The sequence below is a fragment of the Mycobacterium sp. 360MFTsu5.1 genome, assembly GCF_000383495.1.
In the GTDB taxonomy this organism is placed as follows: Bacteria; Actinomycetota; Actinomycetes; order Mycobacteriales; family Mycobacteriaceae; genus Mycobacterium; species Mycobacterium mucogenicum_B.
In genome coordinates this window covers 115,131-136,295 of sequence record NZ_KB911462.1, presented here as the reverse complement: position 1 = coordinate 136,295, position 21,165 = coordinate 115,131, and the positions used below count along the sequence as shown (strand labels likewise).

Sequence of the window (21,165 nt, the reverse complement as noted above, 5' to 3'; positions counted from 1 at the left end):
ATGCCGGCGCCACAGATCGGCCCGAACGGCGCGCCGGTATTCGGATGAGCTGCGTTGAACTCCACGGTCGGCGCTTCATTACGGCGCGCATCGCTCACGTCACCGGGGCCGTGTCGTGGTGGGTGTTCGTCGTCGCTCGTCTCATGACGGAGATGAGTTCAGCGCCATTGAACTTCGGCCTGCCGCGGCGGTACGCCGACTACGACGAGTCGATATTCGGAGTCGGGTTGGGACACAAAGACTTTGGCTGGACGGCGTACGAGCCGCTGACCGACCATCCGCCGGCGCTGAACGATGGGTTCATCATGAACGTCCTCTCGACCGTCGCGGTCGTGGCGCTGGCCATCACTACCATTGCCGCCGTGGTCGAAGCGATATCCGTCGCGCGATGGCCCGCGGGCATTGTCACGATTCTCGCGCCGATCACCGGCGCCGCCATCATGCTCAGTGCGCTCCACTACGGCACGGGATTCGGCAGTGGTCTCAAGTTGAGCTTGCTGGTGGTGTTCGCGCTGGTTCTGCTCGGCGTCGCGATTCGTGAAGTGTGGAGCCGGGCGTGGGCGCCTCGCCCGACCCGGGCCAAATGACCTCACTCGGAGAACTACCGCCCGCGTGCGGAGCGCAGAACACGTTGCGCAGCGAGATCCTGGACGCCGCAGCCTACGACTGGGTGCCCATGATCGAGGTCGATCAGATCGTGACGGATCAGCAGCTCGCGGCGGACGACAGCGAACGGTTCGACTTGGTGACGAATGTGGTTCGCGCGCTGCTGGAAGAGGGTCTGGTCAGCGTGGGGGATCTGCCGGGCGACGGAGCCGAGACCCCGGACTGGGGTCTATCCGCTTACGCCTGCGCCGAGCGGATCCGGGGCATGTACGTCGATCGCCACGGTGAGCCTGACATCTGGCAGTACCGCATATGGTTCGGGCTCGCTCCGGGCGGTGATGCGCGAGCCACGTCCGCCCGCTGACGGCGGCGACGAGTGGTGACGCGGTTCTCCACGGCGCGCACAGGGCCGAACTGACCGACGCGTCGGCTGATGCCCACGGCAGTGAAGGGTATGCGGCGGGTACGACACCGAAGTTGGGATCGGTAGCGCTGCGATGATGGTCCGCTTCGTCCCGTAAGTGCGTACACGATGCGGGAGGACGCGATCATGTGGTGGACGATTCCGGTAGTGGTCATCGCGTTCGACGCGGCGCTCATTTTGCTCTTCGTAACCGTCAAGCGACGGGGGCTTCAGCGCCCCGGAACTACTCACGGCGGGAGCTTCGGGCCTGTTGCCGACGCCGGAGCTGCCGGTTGGGCGGCCGGTGCCGACTTGTCCGGCTGCGGCGAGGGAGGCCACGGGGCGCACTCGGGCTGCGGTGGTGGGCACAGCGGCTGCGGTGGGGGCGGCTGCGGTGGTGGGGGCGGCTGCGGTGGTGGGGGCGGCTGACGATCACGGCACGCGCCCCAGATACGAGAAAAACCACCCGTCTCCAGGTGGTTCTTGAAGTGGCCAGGGCCGGGATCGAACCGGCGACCTTCCGCTTTTCAGGCGGACGCTCGTACCAACTGAGCTACCTGGCCGGAAGGGCAAGTTGCCTCGCCGTTCTGGCGACCCTGACGGGACTCGAACCCGCGACCTCCGCCGTGACAGGGCGGCGCGCTAACCAACTGCGCCACAGGGCCTTACATACTGCGTGTGCTTCGCTTTCGCGTTGCGTACCCCCAACGGGATTCGAACCCGTGCTACCGCCGTGAAAGGGCGGCGTCCTAGGCCACTAAACGATGGGGGCCAATCCGAATCTCTTCGGGGGCACTCTCAACGTTTCCGTTGGGAGCTTCGATAGCTTAGGGCACGACCGCCCCACGGCCCAAATCGGCACTTCAGGCCACCGGCCGCCGCACAACAACCCACCCCCGGAGGCCGCTGCACGGGACGCAGTATCCTGTGTCCCACGCCCCTATAGCTCAGTCGGTAGAGCTACGGACTTTTAATCCGCAGGTCCCAGGTTCGAGCCCTGGTGGGGGCACAAATATCTCGCCCTGCGCCGAGCGTGCGGCTTTTCGAGAAGCCGCCCGGCGTGTCATCTCGGCAACCCACACGCTCGACGTAAAGCGTTGCAACGCTGGCCTACTTCGCCGGCATCTCCAGCTCCGCCACGCGTTCCTGCACCGCCTGACTGATCGCCGCGGTGAAGCGGTCGGCCATCATCTGCGCCGCCAGCGGCCGTAGGTTCGGCACCACCTTGGCGATGCGCCCGAGGTAGACGTTGGGATCCTCGGCCTCGCGAATCCGGCTGAAGACGACGTCCGTCACCTCATTGGCGAGGGCATCGATGTGCTTGTCGACGACGCCGGCCAGGCGCCGGATGTCGTCGGCCGGCACGCTGGTGTCGCGCAGGTTCATGGCCGCACCCAAGACCGACTGCCGGACGTTGAAACGGCCGTCATCCAACCGTCGGATCGCCCCCAAGGCTTCGAGCGTGTCGAGGGCCCGGTCATCCAACGCCAGACCGGCGCGCTGTTCGAGTGCGCGTAGATCGACGGTCTCGTCCTCGGCCGGGCTCCACGGTGTGAGAAGTGCCGCACGCACCGCGAGGTCGTGGGCCGTCGCGCCTTCCGGCAGCCGCGCCAGCACCTTGGTGATCGCCGCCAGCGTGTACCCGTGCTGCTGCAGCTGCTGCACCAACTCGAGCCGAATGCGGTGCGGCGCACCGTAATACGCGAGACGGCCGCGCCGCTCGGCCGGCGGCAGCAGGCCGCTCTCGTTGTAGAAGCGAATGGTTCGCACCGTCGTGCCGGTGCGGGCGGCCAGTTCGTCGATGGTGAATTCCTCGACTGTGACATCTGTCATTCCACGAAGTATAGACACCAACATTCACACTGTGCCAGTGTTACTGGCACAGTCACACGTCACTAGGAAATGAGAGCCACATGACCCTGCCGAAGCCCGATGGCACCACCGAGGTCGTCATCACTGGTGCCTCCTCCGGAATCGGAACCGAACTGGCCCGCGTGCTCGCCGCCCGCGGCTACGACCTCCTCCTCGTCGCCCGTCGCCAGGACCGGCTCGACGCCCTGGCCGACGAGCTGCGCGCCGACCACGGCGTCGGCGTGACGGTGCGGCCGTGCGACCTGGCCGACGCCGCGCAGCGCCAGACGCTGATCGAGGAACTGCGCACGCGGCCCGTCGCCGGCCTCTGCAACTCCGCCGGTTTCGGCACCAGCGGCGCCTTCCACACTCTGCCGATGGACCGTGAGCGCGAGCAGGTCGAGGTCAATGTTGTTGCGCTGCAAGAACTCACCCACGCCGTCCTGCCCGGCATGGTGGAGCGCGGCGCCGGCGCCGTCCTCAACGTCGCCTCCGTCGTCGCATTCCAGCCCATGCCGTCGATGGCGACCTACGGCGCGTCCAAGGCGTTCGTGAACTCGTTCTCCGAGGCCGTGCACGAAGAACTGCGCGGCACCGGCGTCTCCTGCACCTCGCTGTGTCCCGGACCGGTCCCCACCGAATGGGCCGAGGTCGCCTCGGCGCACGAGTTCAGCCTGCGACCGGCTCAGGTCTCCCCTGTCGATGTCGCGACCCAGGCCGTCGACGGCATGCAGGGCGGCGCCCGCCAGATCGTGCCCGGCGCCGTCGTGAAGCTCATGGCCATCACCGGCTCGATCACTCCCCACGCCCTGCTGCTGCCCGCCCTGCGCCTGGCCCGCCGGGCCCTCGGCTGAAAACCGACCCCACTCAAGAACGGACCCCTGCCATGAACCTCTCTGACATCACCGCGCTGGCGACCAAGCCCGTCGCCGCCGTCAGCGCCAAGCCGCTCGCCGTCTTCGCGAGCGTCATGAACACGCCCATCAAGACCCGCCCGATCTACCTGCAGACCGTGGTCGACGCCCTAACTGGCTACACCCTCGAGAACGCCGTCGCGGGCAAGATCGTCGTGATCACCGGCGCCTCGGCGGGCATCGGTGAGACCACCGCGCGCCGCATCGGTGCCGCCGGCGGCGAGGTCGTGCTGGTGGCCCGCACGCGGGAGAACCTGGAGCGCGTCGCTGACGACATCCGCGCCGACGGCGGCACCGCGCACGTGTACCCGTGCGACCTGAGCGACCTCGACGCGATCGGCGCCATGGCCGACCAGGTGCTGGCCGACCTGGGTCACGTCGACATCCTCATCAACAACGCCGGCCGGTCCATCCGCCGCTCGCTCGAGCTGTCGCACGACCGGATGCACGACTACCAGCGCACCATGCAGCTCAATTACTTCGCGCCCGTCCAGCTGATCCTGAAGTTCACGCCGGGCATGCGCGAGCGCGGCTTCGGGCACATCATCAACGTGTCCTCGATCGGTGTGCAGACCAAGCTGCCGCGCTTCGGCGCCTACATCGCCAGCAAGTCGGCACTGGACGGACTGTGCGACACGTTGCAAGGTGAGACGGTGTCGGAGAACATCACGTTCACCACGGTGCACATGCCGTTGGTGCGGACCGCGATGATCGCCCCCACCAAGATGTACGACCGCTTCCCCACCCTGACGCCCGAGCAGGCCGCCGCCACGCTGTGCGACGCGATCATGCACCGGCCGCGCCGCCTGAGCCCGCCATCCGGCCAGCTCACCGCGCTCACCGATGCGCTCAGCCCGCGGCCGTTCGACCTGGTGCGGAACAAGGTCTACTCGATGTTCGGCGAGTCCGCCGCTGCGCAGGCAGCACCGGCCGAGTCGACCGAACCTGTTGCGGCTGAATAGAAATAGAAGAGGACTGTCATGATGGGCGAGCGAAGCGACGGGAAGAAGATGGACCTGAACTCACTGCTTGCCGAGCCGGCTCGGCGGGCCGGTCTCGAAATCCGCGCCCTCGTGGCATTGGTGCGGGCCGGCGCCATCGGCGTCGACCTGCCGCACCGGTTAGTGCAGGTCCTGGTGGCACTCAACACCTACGGGCCGTTCGGGGCCGCACCGCGCATCGCCGCGATCCGGCACGGCGCGTATCCGGCGATCGCCGACGAACGCGGCGAACTGACATACGCCGAATTCGACGAGGCGGTTGACCGGATTGCCAACGCATTCCGCGCTCGCCTGGCCCCCGGCGCCACCGTCGGCATCCTCTGTCGCAACCACCGCGGACCCCTGATCGTGGCCTTCGCCGCGTCCCGCGCCGGGGTCAACGCGGTGTGGCTCAACACGGCGTTCTCGGCCCGTCAGGCAGCAGAGGTCGCGAACCGCGAAGGCGTCGACCTACTGGTGCATGACGTCGAGTTCACCGATCTGGTCGCCGATATCGAGGCCAGGCACGGCACGTACGTCACCGATATCGACAGCGCCAGCGATGATCTCGACACCCTCGCCGCCGACGCGTCGCCGAAGGCGCCGCCGGCCCCGGCCAAGCAGGGCCGGATCATCCTGCTGACGAGCGGGACGACGGGCACGCCCAAGGGCGCACCGCGCGCCGAGCCGCGCAGCTTCATCCTCCCGGGCGGCCTGTTGGCGCGGCTGCCGATGCGTGCTCGTGAAGCCACGATCATCGGGCCGCCCCTGTTCCACGGCACCGGCCTGCTGATCGCCATCATGACGATCGCGCTGGGTTCAAAATTGGTGCTGCGCCGCAAGTTCGAGGCCGAACAGCTGCTGGCGGACATCGAGCGGCACAAGGCGACCACGGTGTGCGTCGTGCCGATCATGCTGCAGCGGGTGCTGGGCCTCGGCGACGACACCGTCCGCAGCTACGACACCACGAGCCTGCGCGCCATCTTCTGCGCCGGCTCCCAGTTGCCCGCCGCTGTCGCGACCGCCGCTCAGGAACTGCTCGGTGACGTGGTCTACAACCTCTACGGCTCAACGGAAGTGGCGCTCGCGACCATGGCGACACCCGCCGATATCCGCGAGGCTCCGACCTCCGTCGGCAAGCCGATGCTCGGCTGCCGGATCAAGATTTTCGACGACAACGGCCGTGAGGTGCCGTCCCCCGGAACGGGCCGGATATTCGTCGGTGCGGCAACGCAATTCGAGGGATACACCGGTGGCGGCACCAAGGAATTCATCGACGGCTTGATGGCCAGCGGCGACGTCGGGCACTTCGACGACAAGGGTCGCCTCTACATCGACGGCCGCGACGACGACATGATCGTCTCCGGCGGCGAGAACGTGTTCCCCGTCGAGGTCGAGGAACTGCTGGTCACTCACCCCGCCATCGTGGAGGCCTCCGCCGTCGGGGTCGACGACGATGAGTTCGGAAAACGCCTGCGCGCCTTCGTGGTCACCGTCGAGGGGGCCGAGGTGTCGGAGGCGGAGGTCAAGGAGTTCGTCAAGGACAACCTGGCCCGCTACAAGGTGCCGCGCGAGGTGGTGTTCCTCGACGAGTTGCCGCGCAATCCCACCGGCAAGGTGCTCAAGCGGGATCTGGCGGCCCACCCGGACTGAGGCTACGGGCTGCTGGGCGCCTTGGGTTTCACGAGGCCGCCCGTCAGCCCACTGACCAGGCCGCTGACCGTTGATGTGACGGCCTCGGTGGCCTGTTTGGCGAAGCCACCCGGGGTGGGCAACTTGGATGGCCCCGTGCCCGGAACCACCTTGTTGCCCGCCGTCATGTCGACGAGGTTCTTGGCCGGCGGGGTATCGGTATTGGCGGCCAACGGCTTTGGACCGGATGGAGTCGCAGCCAGCGGTGCGGGAGCGTCGGCCGCGAGGGTCTGCGCCCCCTCTTGGACTGCGCCGGGCAGACGACCGAGAGCTGTCGCAGTCTCCGTCGGTGACGGCACCAGACCCACCGGCCGGGTCTGCCCCGGATCCTGCGGTATCGGCGAATTGTCCTTGTAGCCCGCATCGACCAACACCTTCAGAGTTGGCTCGATGGGATCGGCAATGATGTTGCCGCCCGGGATGATTCGCAGCGGACGCAGCAACGGAAGACCGGACGACGTGAACGTCACATAGGTGATGTTGCCCGAAACCGGCACGGTATCAACGATGGTGCCGTCTGGTGCCACGATGTAGTGGTAGTGCTGCGCGCCGGGAGCGACGGGCTGGAGCGCGACGTCGGGCACAGGCGCCTTGGCCTCCGCCCCGTAGTCCGCCAGGTACGCGGCCATCGTGTTGGCGTCGGCCAGCACGTTGATCGGGTAGGTCGGCGCATCGGAGTTGACGTTGTATTCGTAGGCCACGTCGACCACCGGAACCGTGGTGTTGTTCGGTGTCGGTGCGGCTGACGTCAACAGGAAGGGCGCGCCGAACCAGTACGTGGTCCAGAACCCGCCACCCGCGCGGTTGGAGTTGTTGTCGAGCACTACGAGTTTCACGTTGTCCAGCGCGGGGTCGTTCCGGTCTTGGAGGATGCCCAGCGCCGTCCCCGTCTGCCCAGCGCCCCAGCCCGACGACAGCACGACGATGCCCCGCGGGTCGTCGGCGTTGGCCGAGACGGCATTGGCGATCCCCTGCGGCCCCGCGAGGAACGGAATCACCTGCGGCTGGCCGTACTGGCTCCAGTCCCGGTTGTAGTACTCCGAGCCCGCGAAGATCTGCGCCGTCGAGTTCGCCGGCGTGATCAATGCCGCCAGCGCCACCGGCGCACCGATCACCGGGACGCGGGTGCTGCCGGTGGTGCACACCGTTGCGAGGCCGGCCGCGGTCAGGGTCACCGCACTCGCACCACGTGACCAGCGCCGTGCCGCTTTGCGTTCGCGATGTTTCCCAGCCATCAGAACCAGCCGTTCGTCGGTGTTCAGCCGGATGCATCACCGGCTATCCGGCACCGTACTCCGTTGCCCAGAGACATGCTTGGCAAACTTTGAACTGGGCAAGATTTGTCGTCCGAACGGCGTACAGAAGCGATTTTCCACCCGAATTTCAACTCGATGGCTATTTTTTTCGCATTCGCCAGATGGTCAGTTGCAGCAGCCGCACCCATCGGATGTCGCGGCGGACTCGCGGACGGCCGATGCACAGCAGACATCGCCCTGCCACGCGTTGACACCTTCCTTCACCGCGATCGCAGCGATCACCAACGCCGCGATCGGGTCGGCCCAGGACCAGCCGAGGATGCTGTTCACCAGAAGGCCGATCAACAGCACGGCCGACAGATAGGTACACAGCAGCGTCTGCTTGGAATCGGCCACGGCCGACCGTGATCCGAGCTCCCGGCCGGCCCGCCGTTGTGCGTACGAGAGCACCGGCATGACGATCAGGCTCGCCACCGCGAGCACGATGCCGATGGTCGAGTGCTGGGCTTCGCCGAAGCCCAGCAGGGCACGGACCGCATCTACGGTGACGTACGCGGCCAGTGCGAAGAACGAGAACGCGATGATTCGCAGTGCGGTCTTCTCGCGAGCTTCCGCGTCGGCGCCCGCGAATTGCCAGGCGACGGCGGCGGCCGAGGACACCTCGATCACCGAGTCGAGGCCGAAGCCGACCAACGCCGCCGACGACACCCGCGCCCCTTCCGACAGCGCCACGACGGCTTCGATGACGTTGTAGGAGATGGTCGCGGCGACCAGCCACCTGATGCGTCGCGCCAGCTGCCCGCGGCGGACCTCGGTGAGCGTCATCAGCTGCACCCGCACGGCTCGCCGTCGGCACCGACGCACACGCAGTCGGGATCCACCGCGAGGACCAACCCCATGAGGTCGTCCAGCGCCCGGCCGATGCGGCCGTCCGCCAGTTCGTATCGCATCCGACGGCCCTCCGGCACGGCCACCACCAGGCCGCAGCCCCGCAGGCACGTCAGGTGGTTGGAGAGGATCTGCCGGGAGACGCCGAGCTGGTCGGCGAGCTCCGACGGATAGCCGGGAGTCCGGTTCAGGCTCAGCAGGATTCGCGCTCGCGTGGAATCCGACAGGGCATGCCCGAACCGAGACAACGCGTCGGTGTGCTGAGCCGTGGCCACACCACGACAGTACAGATATATCTGTATTCAGAAAAGCCTGTACTTATCCTGCCGGCCGGCGCACGGTCATGCGGCGCGGCTCGTCGCCGCGCAGCACCACGAGCTCCACAGCCTGCCCCTCGTCCAGTTCGGCCAGCGCCGTCGCCAGGGTGCCGTGGTTGCGCACCGGCACTCCCCCGATCTCGGTGATGAGATCGCCGCGCTGAAGCTCGGCGACGGCGGCGGGACTGCCCGGCTCGACCGTCGACACCAGCAGCCCCGCGGTGTCACTCAGCCCGACTGCGGTACGCAGGCTCCGCGCGACATGGGCCGATTCGAGCGACATCCCCAGGTACGCGTCCGGCTTCGCTCGTGGCGATTCCAGCGAGACCAGGAGATGACGGAGCAGCCCGGCCAGTTCGGTGCGTTGGCCGGCCGTCAGTGCCGACAGCAGCCGGTCTTCGTTGGCCAGATGCTCGGGCGCCACCGCGTCGAAGAGCTGTAAGCCGGACTCGCTGAGCCGAATGATGCTGCCGCGCCGGTCATCCGGGTCGGGTTCGCGTGTCACGCTGCCGGCTTTCACCAACCGGTCGAGCCGCAGACTCACCGTGCCGGAGGTGAGCCCCAGCGCGTTCATCAGCCGCGCCTGGGGCATTCGATACGGCTCGCCGGCGCGACGCAGCGTGACGATCACCAGGAAGTCGGCGGCGGTGAGGCCGTGCCGAGCGAACACCTCAGCCATCCGCTGCTCGAGCAACCGACGCACCTGCCCCATCCGGTACACGACAGCGAGCGGACTGAAATCCAGGTCCGGACGCTCCCGGGCCCAGTCGGCGAGCAGGTGGTCGACGCTGTCCCAGGTCGCCTCGTGTTCCGGGATGCCATAGGACCGGCTCGCTTCACCCACGCGGACGACGATACCGCCAGGTCACCCCGATATTCGGCCACAAGCCGTTGCAACATTGCTTGAATTCAAGCATTGTTATGCCATGAATACTCTGAGCTCGCCCGGCGAGCCGTCCGTCGTCGAATACATCCGCTACCGGATTCCGCGCGAACGCGCCGAAGACTTCGTCGCGGCGTACCGAGCAGCCGCGGTTCCACTGCGCGAGAGCGCGCACTGCCTGGGCTACGAATTGACCCGATGCGTCGAGGACGCGGACCGCTGGATCCTGCGGATCCGCTGGACCTCGGTCGCCGATCATCTCGAAAAGTTCCGCCGCAGCACGCATTTCCGCGACTTCTTTTCGCACATCGCCCCGTTCGTCGACCAGATCGACGAGATGCAGCACTACGACGTGGCGCTGGTGGGCTGACCGATGCGGATCGCGATCATCGGCGCCGGCAATGTCGGCAGCACCTTGGGACGGGCATGGCAGCGTCTCGGCCACGAAATCACCTACGGGGTAAGGAATCCCGACGATGACAGGTATGCGAGCCTCGGCGCAGCGGTGACCGACAACGCGACGGCCGCAACCGGGGCCGACGTCGTCGCGCTGTGCACGCCACGGCAAGGGACGCAGGCGGCGGTGTCCGCGTGCGGTGACCTGACGGGAAAGGTGTTGATCGACTGCACCAATCCACTGACGCCCGACGTCACCGCGCTCGAGTTGGGCCACACCACATCCGGCGCCGAACAGGTCGCCGCCTGGGCTCCCGGTGCGCGGGTGTGCAAGGCCATGAACCAGATCGGCGCGCCCATGATGGACTCGCCGGCTCTGCCGTCGTCACCCGTCATGTTCGTCTGCGGCGACGACGCCGATGCGAAAGCTATTGCGGCACAGCTGGTTCGCGAGCTGGGATTCGAGACCCTCGACGCCGGCGACCTCACCGCCGCCCGGCTGCTCGAGCCGCTGGCGCTGTTGTGGATCCACATGGCGCTGCGCCGCGGCCTCGGCACCGGCTGGGCGCTGGGGGTGCTGCGCCCGGCAAGCTGAGTCAGTCGCGGTGCTTGTTCTTCGGACCTTTGCCGTGCCCGTTGCCCGGACCGTTAGGTGTGGGACGGTCGTCGATGGGCGTCGGGGTCGAGGTCGGCGGCGGGGCCGACGTGGACGTCGGGGTCGGCTCCGGTGTGGTCGTCCCGACCGGCGTCGGCGTCGACGGCCGTGATGCGGCGTCGACGATCACCGCGATGACCGTCACCAGCACCACGATGGCGGCCGCACCCCACAGCAGGAGTCGCGAGCGGCGGCGCGGCGCGGCGACCGGCAGCAGCGACGTCGTCGGGTCCGGCAGCGGCTGCCCCAGCACCAGCGTCGGGGGACGACCGGCCGGCACAGCACCGTGCAGCGCCGCACGCATCTCGTCGGCACCGCCGAAGCGCACCCGCGGGTCACGGGCCATCGCCCGTTCGACCACCACCGCCAGCGCCGGGTCGACATCGGGACGCAACGCACGTAGCGGCACCGGATGCCCCTCGGTGACGGCCCGCGCGAGGTCGACGAGGTTGTCCTGCGGAAAAGGGCGTCGGCCGGTGAGTGCCTCGTACCCGACGACGCCGACGGCGTAGAGGTCGTCGGCCACCGTCGCAGGCCGTCCCGACAGTCGCTCGGCACTGAGATAACCCATCGTGCCGACCACCTGGCCGGCCACGGTGTGGTTCGAGTCGGCGCTCTTGGCGATGCCGAAGTCCGCGATCTTCGCCGCCCCCGAGTCCGCCAGCAGGATGTTCCCGGGCTTGATGTCACGGTGCAGGATGCCCGCCGCATGGGCCGCGGCCAGCGCCGAGAGCACGCCGTCGAGGACGGCTCGGACCACGTGTTGGGGCAGCGGACCCGCGGCGATCACGTCGGCCAACGTCCGCCCCGGCAGCCGTTCCATGACGATGAACGGTGTGCCGTCCTGCTCGCCGTAGTCATGCACCGCGACGACGTGCGGGTGGTTCAGCCCGGCCGCGGCGCGGGCCTCGACCTGGAACCGGTGCCGGAAATCCGGCTGATTACTGAACTGCGCGTAGAGCAGTTTGACGGCCACCGGCCGCTGCAGCTGGGTGTCCCACGCGTCGCGGACCTCTGCCATGCCGCCGTGGCCCAGCGTGCCCCGCAATTGGTAGCGGTCGGCGAGGACGCCCTGGACTGGCATGGCCTCAACGCTAGTCCTGATGCCACCCCGCGGGCCCAGGCAGAGTCGGTGCTGTGGGCGCTCAGGCGCTCATTGCCGTGACGATATCGTCGGCCAGTGGCGCGATCGCTGCCATGATCCGCTGCACGGTCCGCGCCGGAACGCCTGCCGCAGCCAGGCTTTCACTCAGATACGCGGCCACCAGATTGAAGTGCTGCCGGGAAATCCTCCGACCGCGGTGGATGTCCCGCATGGATGCGCCCGTGTAGGGCTCCGGCCCACCCAGTGCCGCGGCGAAGAACTCCACCTGCCGGCCCTTGAGTCGTGGCATGTCGGCGCCGGCGAAAAAGCCGGCGAGTTCGGGGTCGGCCAGCACGCGCTCGTAGAAGTCCGCCACCACCTGTTCGAGCGCCTCGACTCCTCCGATCTGTTCGTAGATGCTCGTCATGCGTCGAGCCAACACCGGCCGTGTTGCCTATCCATTGCCCGACGGTGACCCAGCGACTAAATCGGCCTCACAGACCCCTCGAAATGCTGCGAGTACCGCAAAACGCCTGAGTCAGTCCACCTTTGGGCAGTAGAACTGCGGCTGACCCCGGTACTCGACCGGCGGCAGGTTGCGTGCGGGCGTCTCCACCAGCGGCGAATCGATGGGCAGCCGGCCGGTCGCCCGGTCGATCGCGGATCGTTTGCGCGGATGCATCAGCCTGCGCTTCGGGCCGTATTTCGAGACCAGCGTGATGACCTGGCACAGCCGGTCGTGCACCCACTGTTGCCGGGGCGACCACGTGTAGCCCATCAGTTCGCGCACCGGCGGGTCGTAGAGCGCCACCGTCATGAAGGTCAGGAAGCGCTGCATCACCTTGAGGTTCTGGGCCCACAGCCAGTCCGGAATCCATTGCACCGAAGGATGTTTGGGCATGGTCGACAAATCCATGACCTCGCGCGCCGCATAGTTGTTCTCCAGCACGTTGCGGCACATGTGATCCCAGTAGACCTCGAAGTCCTCCCAGCTCTTCGGCACGGGCCGCATGCTCATGCCGTACATGCGGTACCAGGCGACGTGCTCGTCGAACAGTTGACGCTTGTCGGCCTCGGAGATGCCGCCGCCGAATTTCTCGGCGGCCAGCAGGGTGGATTTGAAGAACGTCGAGTGGGCCCAATAGAAGACGTCGGGGTTCAGCGCGCTGTAGCGGCGTCCCTGCTTGTCGACGCCCTTGATCCCGATGTGATAGTCCCGCACCTCGGCGCCGGTCTGCGGTGCACGGTAACCGTCGAACACCACGCCGCCGATCGGGTAGATCGACCGGAGAAGCCGCGGAATCCGCTCCATGAAGAAGATCGAGTGCTCCTCGACCGCCGCCCCGAGCTGCGGATGCATGTTCTGCATCGAGCCCGCCCAGGTGCCCTGGAACAGCCCGGTCCATTGGCCGAAGTACTTCCACGTCAGCGAGTCGGGCCCCAGCGGCACCGCGTCATAGCCACCGGAAGTGACCGGGCAGCCGGCCGCCACGGGCACAGAGTCGCTGGTCATGGGGCATGCGTCGGAAGTATTTTGAGTCACCGGCATTCTTTCCTGGATGTCAGCGGGTATCCTGACTACACGCGTTGTCAGCCACAGCTTAGGAGTCACGTGCCTTCCGGTCAACGACAGGGCCGCTGGTCCGCCGTCCCCCTGGCGGACCGCCCGACGCGGCGCCGCGAGGCGCTCATCGAAGCCGGCATTGCCGCGCTCGGCCATTCCGACGGCCCGGCTGCGACGGTCCGGACGGTGTGCCGCACCGCCGGCCTGACCGAACGCTATTTCTACGAAAGCTTCACCGACCGTGAGGATTTCGTCCGCGCCGTGTACGACGAGGTGTGCACGACGGCCATGGCGGCACTGACCACATCACAGAGCCCGCGCGACGCCGTCGAGCGGTTCGTCACGATGATGGTCGACGACCCCACCCGTGGCCGCGTGCTGCTCATCGCCCCGGCGCAGGAACCGGTCCTCACCCGCTCGGGCGCCGACTGGATGCCGAGCTTCATCGAGCTCCTGCAGCACAAGATGTTCCCCGACGGCGACCCCGCGCGGCGGGCGCTCGAGGCCACCAGCCTGATCGGTGCCCTCACCGCGTTGTTCACCGGATACCTGGGCGGGAAGCTGCCCGTCACCCGAGAGCAGTTCGTCGACTACTGCGTCGACATGCTGATGAGTCGGGTGCCGTCGCACCGGTAACGCCTACGAAGCCGTGACGTCACAGTTCAGATTCACCGATCGGACATGCGTCACAGCAACTTGATGTCACTACGGGACACAGATACTCTGACTGCTACCACCAGGTACAGATATCTATTCGGGAGGCGCCATGACAGCCGACTACACCGACCTTCAGCTTCTGCATGAGCTGGAGCCGGTCGTCGAGACGCTCGTCGACCGCCACATGAACATGCGGAAAGACTGGAACCCGCACGACTACATCCCCTGGAAAGAGGGCAAGAACTACTACGCCCTCGGTGGCCAGGACTGGGACCCGGAGCAGTCCAAGCTCTCCGAGGTCGCCCAGACCGCCATGGTCCAGAACCTGCTGACCGAGGACAACCTGCCGTCCTACCACCGCGAGATCGCGATGAACATGGGCATGGACGGCGCGTGGGGCTACTGGGTGAACCGGTGGACCGCCGAAGAGAACCGCCACGGCATCGCCCTGCGCGACTACCTCGTCGTCACCCGCAACTGCGACCCGGTCGAGCTCGAGGAACTGCGCGTCGAGCAGGTCACCCGCGGCTTCTCGCCCGGCCAGAACCTGCAGGGCGACCTGTTCGCCGAGAGCCTGTTCGACTCGGTCATGTACGTCTCGTTCCAGGAGCTGGCCACCCGCGTCTCGCACCGCAACACCGGCAAGGCCTGCAACGACCCCGTCGCCGACCAGCTGCTGCAGCGCATCTCGGGTGACGAGAACCTGCACATGATCTTCTACCGCGATGTCTCGGCCGCCGGCCTGGACATCAACCCGAACCAGGCGATGGCCTCGCTGCACCGCATCGTCGAGAACTTCAAGATGCCCGGGTACACCGTGCCCGACTTCCGCCGCAAGGCCGTCATCATCGCCGTCGGTGGCGTCTACGACCCGCGCATCCACCTCGACGACGTCCTCATGCCGGTGCTCAAGAAGTGGCGCATCTTCGAGCGCGAAGACTTCACCGGCGAAGGCGCGCGACTGCGCGACGACCTGGGCCGGATCATCAACGAGCTCGAGGACACCTGCGCGAAGTTCGAGGTGGCCAAGGAACGTCGTCTGGAACGCGAGCGCAAGGTCGCCGAGAAGAAGGCGATGAAGAACCTCCTGGTGTCGACATCAGCGTCGTAACCGAAGCTGTCAGCGAGACGGCCCGATCCCTTCGGATCGGGCCGATCTCGTTGCGCTCTCCGGTCGTCCTCGCGCCCATGGCGGGTGTGACGAACGTCGCCTTCCGCACCCTGTGCCGCGAGCAGGAGCTCGCCCGTGTGGGCACCGTCAGCGGGCTGTACGTGTGCGAGATGGTCACCGCGCGGGCCCTCGTCGAGCGCAACGCCGCGACGCTGCACATGACGACGTTCGCGCCCGAGGAATCCCCCCGCTCCCTGCAGCTCTATACCGTCGACCCCGCCACCACGTACGCTGCGGCCAAGATGATCGTCGACGAGAACATGGCCGACCACATCGACATGAACTTCGGCTGCCCGGTGCCCAAGGTCACCCGCCGCGGCGGCGGTTCGGCCCTGCCCTACAAACGCAAGCTGTTCGGCCAGATCGTGGCGGCCGCCGTGCGCGCCACCGAAGGCACCGACATTCCCGTCACCGTGAAGTTCCGGATCGGGATCGACGACGCCCACCACACCCACCTCGATGCCGGCCGGATCGCCGCCGAGGAAGGTGCCGCCGCCGTCGCGCTGCATGCCCGCACCGCCGCGCAGCGCTACTCCGGCACCGCCGACTGGGACCAGATCGCCGCACTGAAAGCCCACGTCACCGGCATCCCGGTGCTCGGCAACGGCGACATCTTCGACACCGACGACGCACTTCGGATGATGGCCGAGACCGGCTGCGACGGCGTCGTCATCGGCCGCGGCTGCCTGGGCCGGCCCTGGCTGTTCGCCGAACTGTCGGCGGCCTTCAACGGCCAGCCCCGTCCCACCCCGCCGACGCTCGGCGAGATCGGGGACATCATCCGCCGGCACGGTCAGCTGCTCGCCGACCATTTCGGCGAGGACAAGGGCATGCGCGACATCCGCAAGCACGTCGCCTGGTACCTGCACGGGCTGCCCGCCGGCGCGGATCTGCGTCGTGCGCTGGCGCTGGTGAACACCCTGGCCGAGCTCGACGAGCTGCTCACCCAACTGGATTCCGATGTGCCGTTCCCGGACTGCGCAGAGGGCCCACGAGGCCGGCAGGGGTCGCCGGGTTCCGTGGTGCTGCCCGAAGGCTGGCTGGACGATCCCGACGACTGCACGGTGCCGTTCGGCGCCGACTTGGTCAACTCCGGCGGGTAAACGTGAGCGACCGCGACCGGACCACCCCCGGTGAGGGTGACGGCGATGCTGCCGGCGACAGCCCCTGGGTAACCCGTACGACGCGGGCCGCGGGCCCCGTCCGGGCGCCGTGGGAGCGGGCCGGTCGCCTGCAGAGCCAGCCGGACGACGAGAGCGCGGACGACGAGGGAACCGGGAGCCACGGCGGCGGTGGCGTCACCGTAGCCGAACTCATCGCCCGGCTCTCGGGCGGTACGGCCGCGCCGGCGCCGGCGGTCGAAGCGCCCGCGCCGCCTAAGCGTCCAGAACCGCAGCGGCCCGCGCCGGCGCCACGGAACGCGCCGAAGCGCGAGCCCGTCGCCCCCGCACCGGTGGCCGAGGAACCGGCGCGCACCGCCCGCCTTCGACTCGAATCCGAGCCCGCCACAGAGGTTTTCGGTGCGCCGCTGGCCGACCCCGTCGCGCTGACCGAACGGCCACGGGCCGTCGTGCGCACCGACGTCCGGAACTACATCGACCACCCCGAGCGGCCGGCGCACGTCGACGCGCCCCCACCGGTCGACCACCACACGCGCCACCGGTTCGCGGTGGCCGGCCGCATCCTCATGGCGCTGGCGGCCGTCATCGCGCTGTCGATGACCGGCGCCGCCTGGCAGTGGCAGAACATCAAGAACAACAACATGAACCGCGTCTCGGCGCTGGACCTCAACTCCCGCGACATCATCGACCCCAACGCGCAGTTCGGTGACGAGAACTTCCTGATAGTCGGCGTGGACAGCCGCTACGGCCAGAACGCCGACATGGGGGCCGGGACCACCGAAGACGCCGGCGGCACCCGCTCCGACACGATCATGCTGGTCAACATCCCGGCGAACCGCAAACGTGTTGTGGCGGTGTCGTTCCCGCGCGACCTGGCCATCAAGTCGACACAGTGCGAGGCGTGGGATCCGAAGACCGGCGGCTACGGGCCCATCTACGACGAAGACACCAAAAGCTATGGGCCCGACCAGGTTTACACCGAGACCAAGCTGAATTCGGCCTATTCGTTCGGTGGGCCGAAGTGCCTGGTGAAGGTGATCCAGAAGCTGTCGGGCCTGTCGGTGAACCGGTTCATGGCAGTCGATTTCGCTGGTTTCTCAAAACTCGTCGATGCCGTCGGCGGCGTCGAGGTCTGCAGCAGCACGCCGCTCGAGGACTACGAACTGGGCACTGTGCTGGAGCACTCCGGCCGCCAGGTCATCGACGGTCACACCGCGCTGCAGTACGTCCGCGCCCGCCAGGTCACCACTGAGGTCAACGGCGACTACGGCCGCATCAAGCGCCAGCAGATGTTCCTGTCCTCGCTGCTGCGGTCGATGATCTCCAAGGACACGTTCTTCAACATCGGCAAGCTCAACAACGTCGTCAACCTGTTCATCAACGACTCCTCGGTCGACAACGTCACCACCAAGGACCTGGTGCAACTCGGCCAGTCCATCCAGGGCGTCAGCGCCGGCCGCGTCACCTTCGTCACGGTGCCCACCGGCGTCACCGACTCCGAAGGCAACGAGCCGCCGCGCGTCGACGACATGCGCGCACTGTTCGACGCGATCATCAACGATGACCCGCTGCCCGAGGAACGCAACTCCGACAACACCCCGGTTCCGCCCACACCGGCCGCGCCCAGCAGCGCCGCGGCCACTTCGGACGGCGAAGAGGTCAACACCACGACGACCGACCCGAGCCAGGTGACGGTCCGGGTGTCGAATTCGACCGGTCAGGACGGCCTGGCCGCGACCGCATCCAAGGAATTCGAGCAGCACGGCTTCACCGTCAACTCGCCGGACGACTACCAGGGCCAGGTGACGTCGACGACGGTGTTCTTCTCGGCAGGGCACGAACAGGCCGCCGCGACCGTGGCGTCCACGCTGCCCAACGCCCACGTCGAGCGGGTGTCCGGCCTCGGGGACGTGGTGCGAGTGGTGCTCGGGACCGATTTCACCGCGGTGGGAACCCCCGCCGCCAGCGGTTCAGCGGCCCAGATGCGGGTGACCCACGGCAGCCTGTCCGGCGAGCCCACCAAGCTGCCGGAAGACCTGAGCATCACCAACGCGGCCGACACGACCTGCAAATAGCATCTGACCTGTCCCATTCACCGGCCGTTCATTGCCAGATCACGGCACGTCTCATGGCCAGAAAGTAGTCTGGAGCCCATGCGTACCGCGTACCACGAGCAGCTTGAGGGCCTGACCAACCGCCTTGGCGAGATGTGCGGACTGGCGGGTGTTGCCATGGAGCGCGCGACCCAGGCTTTGCTGCAGGCCGATCTGGTGCTGGCCGAGCAGGTCATCTCCGACCACGAGCACATCTCGGCCCTCAGCGCACAGGCCGAAGAACAGGCCTTCGTCCTGCTGGCCCTGCAGTCCCCGGTCGCCGGTGACTTGCGGTCCGTCGTCGGCTCCATCCAGATCGTCGCCGATGTCGACCGCATGGGCGCGCTGGCGCTGCACGTCGCCAAGATCGCCCGCCGCCGCCACCCGCAGCATGCGCTGCCCGAGGAGGTCAACGGCTACTTCGCCGAAATGGGCCGTCTGGCAGTCGAATTGGGCAACACCGCACAAGAGGTGCTCCTCACCCAGGACCCCGAACGCGCCGCCCGTATCCAAGAAGAAGACGACGCGATGGATGACCTGCACCGTCATCTGTTCAGCGTGATGATGGACCGCGAGTGGAAGCACGGTGTGACCGCGGCCGTCGACGTGACGCTGCTCAGCCGCTTCTACGAGCGCTTCGCCGACCACGCCGTCGAGGTCGCGCGTCGCGTGATCTTCCAGGTCACCGGCCGGTACTCCGACGACGACGGTCTGCCCACCATCCGCTGAGTTTTCCCGCGAGAAGACGTAAAACTGTCGTTTTCACGCGCAAATCGACAGTTTCATGTCTGCTCGCGAGCGGAAGGTGCCCCCCGCTCGGGAGCTGGGGGCGACCCCAGCCCGGCGGGGACCAACCGCACGCCGTCCCGGCTCGTCGCCAACAGGTCCTGCAGCATCTTCTCCAGCACCGACAGTTCCGCGACGGTGTAGCGCGACAGGAAGTCGTGCCGGCCGGCGTCCATCTCGTCGTGCATGCGCTGATGTACCTCGATGAGGCGTTTCCCGTCCGCGGTGGGGGTCAGCTGTAGTTCTTTGCGGTTGCCCGGCACCGGCGAGCGGGTCACGAGCCCGGCGTCGACCAGTCTTTGGACGTGCTTGGACACGGTGCCCTTGAGCTGCCCGGCGCGGGCGGCCAGGCCCACCACGCTGATCGGTCCGTCGGCGAGCTCAGCCAGCAGATGCAGACCAAGGGTGGGCAGCTCACGCACGGTGCGCTCCAGCCGGGGCGGGCAGTGCGCGGCGAGGTAATCGCGCTCGGCATCAACCTCGTCGGTGTCGAACTTGTCCCCCACCGCGCCGACCAGCGAGCTGATCTCGGCGATCAGAGCGGATTTGGTTTTCACGGAAACCATATTGCCATCCGATGAGCCATCGGCATATAGTTTCCATAGAAACCATATTCTGAGCCGAGGAGCACACATGAAGGCAGCGGTCGTGCACGAGTGGGGTCAGCAGCCCCGGTACCTGGATTTCGCCGAGCCCCAGCCGCGCGACGGCGCCGTCGTCGCCGCCGTGGAGGCGTCGGCACTGACCAACCTCAGCCGCATGGTCATCATGGGAAAGCACTACAGCAGCAAGGAGATTCAGCTCCCCGCCATCGCCGGGGTCGACGGCGTCGCCCGCCTCGATGACGGCTCGCGGGTGTACACCGGGTCGATTGCGCCGTACGGGTTGATGGCCGAACGCACGCTGGTCAACCCCGGTGCGGCTGTCCCCGTACCTGAACATGTCGACTCGGTGACCGCGGCGGCAGTGCCCAACCCCGGCATGTCGGCGTGGATGAGCCTGGACTACGCCGCCCAGACCAAACCCGGCGACCACGTGCTGGTCCTCGGCGCCACCGGCGTCACGGGATCCCTGGCAGTGCAGTTGGCCAAGTTCGTCTTCGGGGCGGGCCGCGTCGTGGTGGCCGGCCGCAACCCGGAACGACTGGAGTGGCTCCGGACCGTCGGAGCTGACGACGTCATCGCGCTCGGCACCGACGATCTGACGGAAAGCGTTGTGGCCCAACACTCGGCGCGGCCGTTCGACGCCGTCATCGACTACCTGTGGGGCGAACCCGCGCAGCAGACCCTCGCCGCCCTGGCCGCCGCGCACTCGTCGACCCATTTCCACGCCACGCGCTTCATCCAGGTCGGTTCGATGACCGGGGCGAGCATCAGCGTCGACGCCGCGACGTTGCGCAGCACGGGCATCACGCTTCAGGGCGTGGGTATCGGCAGCGTCCCGCCGGAGGCCCTGCAGCGCGCACGCACCGAAGGCCTGACTCGGATGTTCGCGATGCTCGACGCCGGCGAACTGCAGCTGACCACCGTCGCGCGCCCACTCGCCGACATCGAAAACGTCTGGGCGGCAAAGGAACCCTCCGGCACCCGCGTCGTCATCACGCCCTAGGGATCGTGTGCAGTGCCGATCCGGCTCGAGAAGTCCGTGGGTTCAGTCGAAGTGGCGGTATGCCAGTCATGATTGAACTCAGCGACCGCTTGAGTCTGAGGCCGGAAAATGTACCTGCTTTCAATCACGACGGCCGCACCGTGTTCGTGATTGAAGACACGTACTTCCGAGGCCGAGCCATCACTCCACGCCCACAAAGCAACCCCCGCGCCGACAAAGCGCCCCCAGCCCGCAGGCGAA

22 protein-coding genes and 4 tRNA genes are annotated in these 21,165 nt (G+C 67.4%); 14 read left to right on the top strand and 12 right to left on the bottom strand.

Going from position 1 to position 21,165, the window contains the following annotated elements:
• Positions 1–44: 44 nt before the first annotated feature.
• Together H289_RS0100750 and H289_RS0100745 are read left to right on the top strand one after the other, a co-directional pair.
• The gene (locus H289_RS0100750) at positions 45–587 is read left to right on the top strand and encodes a hypothetical protein (protein ID WP_020098836.1); all 543 of its coding nucleotides are present in this window, start codon (positions 45–47) and stop codon (positions 585–587) included.
• Positions 584–970, top strand: a complete 387-nt coding sequence (locus H289_RS0100745; RefSeq protein ID WP_155943979.1) for a hypothetical protein — start codon at positions 584–586, stop codon at positions 968–970. The genes H289_RS0100750 and H289_RS0100745 overlap by 4 nt, the downstream gene beginning before the upstream one ends.
• Positions 971–1,498: 528 nt before the next feature.
• Here H289_RS0100745 and H289_RS0100740 read toward each other — a convergent pair.
• From H289_RS0100740 to H289_RS0100730, 3 genes are all read right to left on the bottom strand, one after another.
• Positions 1,499–1,572: transfer RNA gene (locus tag H289_RS0100740), tRNA-Phe, on the bottom strand.
• Between the two features lie 25 nt (positions 1,573–1,597).
• Positions 1,598–1,674 (bottom strand) — tRNA-Asp (locus H289_RS0100735).
• Positions 1,675–1,708: 34 nt separating this feature from the next.
• Positions 1,709–1,781: transfer RNA gene (locus tag H289_RS0100730), tRNA-Glu, on the bottom strand.
• A 164-nt stretch (positions 1,782–1,945) separates the two neighbouring features.
• Here H289_RS0100730 and H289_RS0100725 point away from each other — a divergent pair.
• Positions 1,946–2,018: transfer RNA gene (locus H289_RS0100725), tRNA-Lys, on the top strand.
• Positions 2,019–2,119: 101 nt separating this feature from the next.
• Here the strand turns inward: H289_RS0100725 and H289_RS29420 are convergent.
• On the bottom strand, positions 2,120–2,842 hold the full coding sequence (locus H289_RS29420) for a MerR family transcriptional regulator (RefSeq protein WP_020098834.1): 723 nt from the start codon (positions 2,840–2,842) through the stop codon (positions 2,120–2,122).
• 80 nt (positions 2,843–2,922) lie between these two features.
• On the opposite strand from H289_RS29420, the gene H289_RS0100715 reads away from it, so the two are divergent.
• Genes H289_RS0100715 through H289_RS0100705 form a run of 3 tightly spaced genes read left to right on the top strand, consistent with a single transcriptional unit; the run spans position 2,923 to position 6,407 of the window.
• A complete protein-coding gene (locus H289_RS0100715; protein ID WP_020098833.1) occupies positions 2,923–3,714 on the top strand; it encodes an SDR family NAD(P)-dependent oxidoreductase in 792 nt (263 codons plus the stop codon).
• Between the two features lie 32 nt (positions 3,715–3,746).
• Positions 3,747–4,736, top strand: coding sequence for an SDR family NAD(P)-dependent oxidoreductase (locus H289_RS0100710; RefSeq protein WP_020098832.1), 990 nt, complete (start codon positions 3,747–3,749; stop codon positions 4,734–4,736).
• A 21-nt stretch (positions 4,737–4,757) separates the two neighbouring features.
• Complete coding sequence (locus H289_RS0100705) at positions 4,758–6,407, top strand: AMP-binding protein (RefSeq protein WP_231387941.1); 1,650 nt, start codon at positions 4,758–4,760, stop codon at positions 6,405–6,407.
• 2 nt (positions 6,408–6,409) lie between these two features.
• On the opposite strand, the gene H289_RS29415 is transcribed toward H289_RS0100705, so the two are convergent.
• The 4 genes from H289_RS29415 to H289_RS31670 all read right to left on the bottom strand — a co-directional run bounded on the left by H289_RS29415 (position 6,410) and on the right by H289_RS31670 (position 9,751).
• Entirely contained in the window at positions 6,410–7,681 is a 1,272-nt protein-coding gene (locus H289_RS29415; protein ID WP_081633271.1) for a PE-PPE domain-containing protein, read from the bottom strand.
• Positions 7,682–7,867: 186 nt separating this feature from the next.
• Entirely contained in the window at positions 7,868–8,527 is a 660-nt protein-coding gene (locus tag H289_RS0100695) for a cation efflux transmembrane domain-containing protein (RefSeq protein ID WP_036419972.1), read from the bottom strand.
• Positions 8,527–8,865, bottom strand: coding sequence for an ArsR/SmtB family transcription factor (locus tag H289_RS0100690; protein WP_020098828.1), 339 nt, complete (start codon positions 8,863–8,865; stop codon positions 8,527–8,529). The genes H289_RS0100695 and H289_RS0100690 overlap by 1 nt, the downstream gene beginning before the upstream one ends.
• A gap of 43 nt (positions 8,866–8,908) precedes the next feature.
• Positions 8,909–9,751, bottom strand: a complete 843-nt coding sequence (locus H289_RS31670; RefSeq protein WP_020098827.1) for a PDZ domain-containing protein — start codon at positions 9,749–9,751, stop codon at positions 8,909–8,911.
• An 82-nt stretch (positions 9,752–9,833) separates the two neighbouring features.
• Here H289_RS31670 and H289_RS0100680 point away from each other — a divergent pair, with 82 nt between their 5' ends.
• The gene (locus tag H289_RS0100680) at positions 9,834–10,160 is read left to right on the top strand and encodes a putative quinol monooxygenase (RefSeq protein ID WP_020098826.1); all 327 of its coding nucleotides are present in this window, start codon (positions 9,834–9,836) and stop codon (positions 10,158–10,160) included.
• Between the two features lie 3 nt (positions 10,161–10,163).
• Positions 10,164–10,781: an NADPH-dependent F420 reductase gene (locus tag H289_RS0100675; RefSeq protein WP_020098825.1), complete on the top strand. Its 618-nt coding sequence runs from the start codon at positions 10,164–10,166 to the stop codon at positions 10,779–10,781.
• Position 10,782: 1 nt separating this feature from the next.
• Here H289_RS0100675 and H289_RS0100670 read toward each other — a convergent pair whose 3' ends face one another.
• From H289_RS0100670 to H289_RS0100660, 3 genes are all read right to left on the bottom strand, one after another.
• The gene (locus H289_RS0100670) at positions 10,783–11,925 is read right to left on the bottom strand and encodes a serine/threonine-protein kinase (protein ID WP_020098824.1); all 1,143 of its coding nucleotides are present in this window, start codon (positions 11,923–11,925) and stop codon (positions 10,783–10,785) included.
• A gap of 61 nt (positions 11,926–11,986) precedes the next feature.
• Entirely contained in the window at positions 11,987–12,352 is a 366-nt protein-coding gene (locus tag H289_RS0100665) for a group I truncated hemoglobin (protein WP_020098823.1), read from the bottom strand.
• A 111-nt stretch (positions 12,353–12,463) separates the two neighbouring features.
• Positions 12,464–13,438 carry an oxygenase MpaB family protein gene (locus H289_RS0100660; protein ID WP_020098822.1) on the bottom strand — a complete coding sequence of 325 codons (975 nt, stop codon included), beginning with the start codon at positions 13,436–13,438 and terminating at the stop codon, positions 12,464–12,466.
• A 99-nt stretch (positions 13,439–13,537) separates the two neighbouring features.
• Between H289_RS0100660 and H289_RS0100655 the strand changes: the two genes are divergently transcribed.
• From H289_RS0100655 to phoU, 5 genes are all read left to right on the top strand, one after another.
• Positions 13,538–14,125, top strand: coding sequence for a TetR/AcrR family transcriptional regulator (locus H289_RS0100655; protein WP_020098821.1), 588 nt, complete (start codon positions 13,538–13,540; stop codon positions 14,123–14,125).
• Positions 14,126–14,255: 130 nt separating this feature from the next.
• A complete protein-coding gene (locus H289_RS0100650) occupies positions 14,256–15,257 on the top strand; it encodes an acyl-ACP desaturase (protein ID WP_020098820.1) in 1,002 nt (333 codons plus the stop codon).
• Positions 15,245–16,420, top strand: coding sequence for a tRNA dihydrouridine synthase DusB (gene dusB / locus H289_RS0100645; protein ID WP_196809970.1), 1,176 nt, complete (start codon positions 15,245–15,247; stop codon positions 16,418–16,420). Before H289_RS0100650 ends, dusB begins: the two co-directional genes overlap by 13 nt.
• Before the next feature lie 2 nt (positions 16,421–16,422).
• Entirely contained in the window at positions 16,423–18,513 is a 2,091-nt protein-coding gene (locus H289_RS0100640; RefSeq protein ID WP_020098818.1) for an LCP family glycopolymer transferase, read from the top strand.
• Positions 18,514–18,591: 78 nt separating this feature from the next.
• Complete coding sequence (gene phoU / locus H289_RS0100635; RefSeq protein WP_020098817.1) at positions 18,592–19,260, top strand: phosphate signaling complex protein PhoU; 669 nt, start codon at positions 18,592–18,594, stop codon at positions 19,258–19,260.
• Positions 19,261–19,313: 53 nt separating this feature from the next.
• Here phoU and H289_RS29405 read toward each other — a convergent pair whose 3' ends face one another.
• Positions 19,314–19,874: a MarR family winged helix-turn-helix transcriptional regulator gene (locus H289_RS29405; protein WP_051128368.1), complete on the bottom strand. Its 561-nt coding sequence runs from the start codon at positions 19,872–19,874 to the stop codon at positions 19,314–19,316.
• Between the two features lie 76 nt (positions 19,875–19,950).
• Here H289_RS29405 and H289_RS0100625 point away from each other — a divergent pair, with 76 nt between their 5' ends.
• Positions 19,951–20,925, top strand: coding sequence for a quinone oxidoreductase family protein (locus H289_RS0100625; protein WP_020098815.1), 975 nt, complete (start codon positions 19,951–19,953; stop codon positions 20,923–20,925).
• Positions 20,926–21,165: the final 240 nt, after the last annotated feature.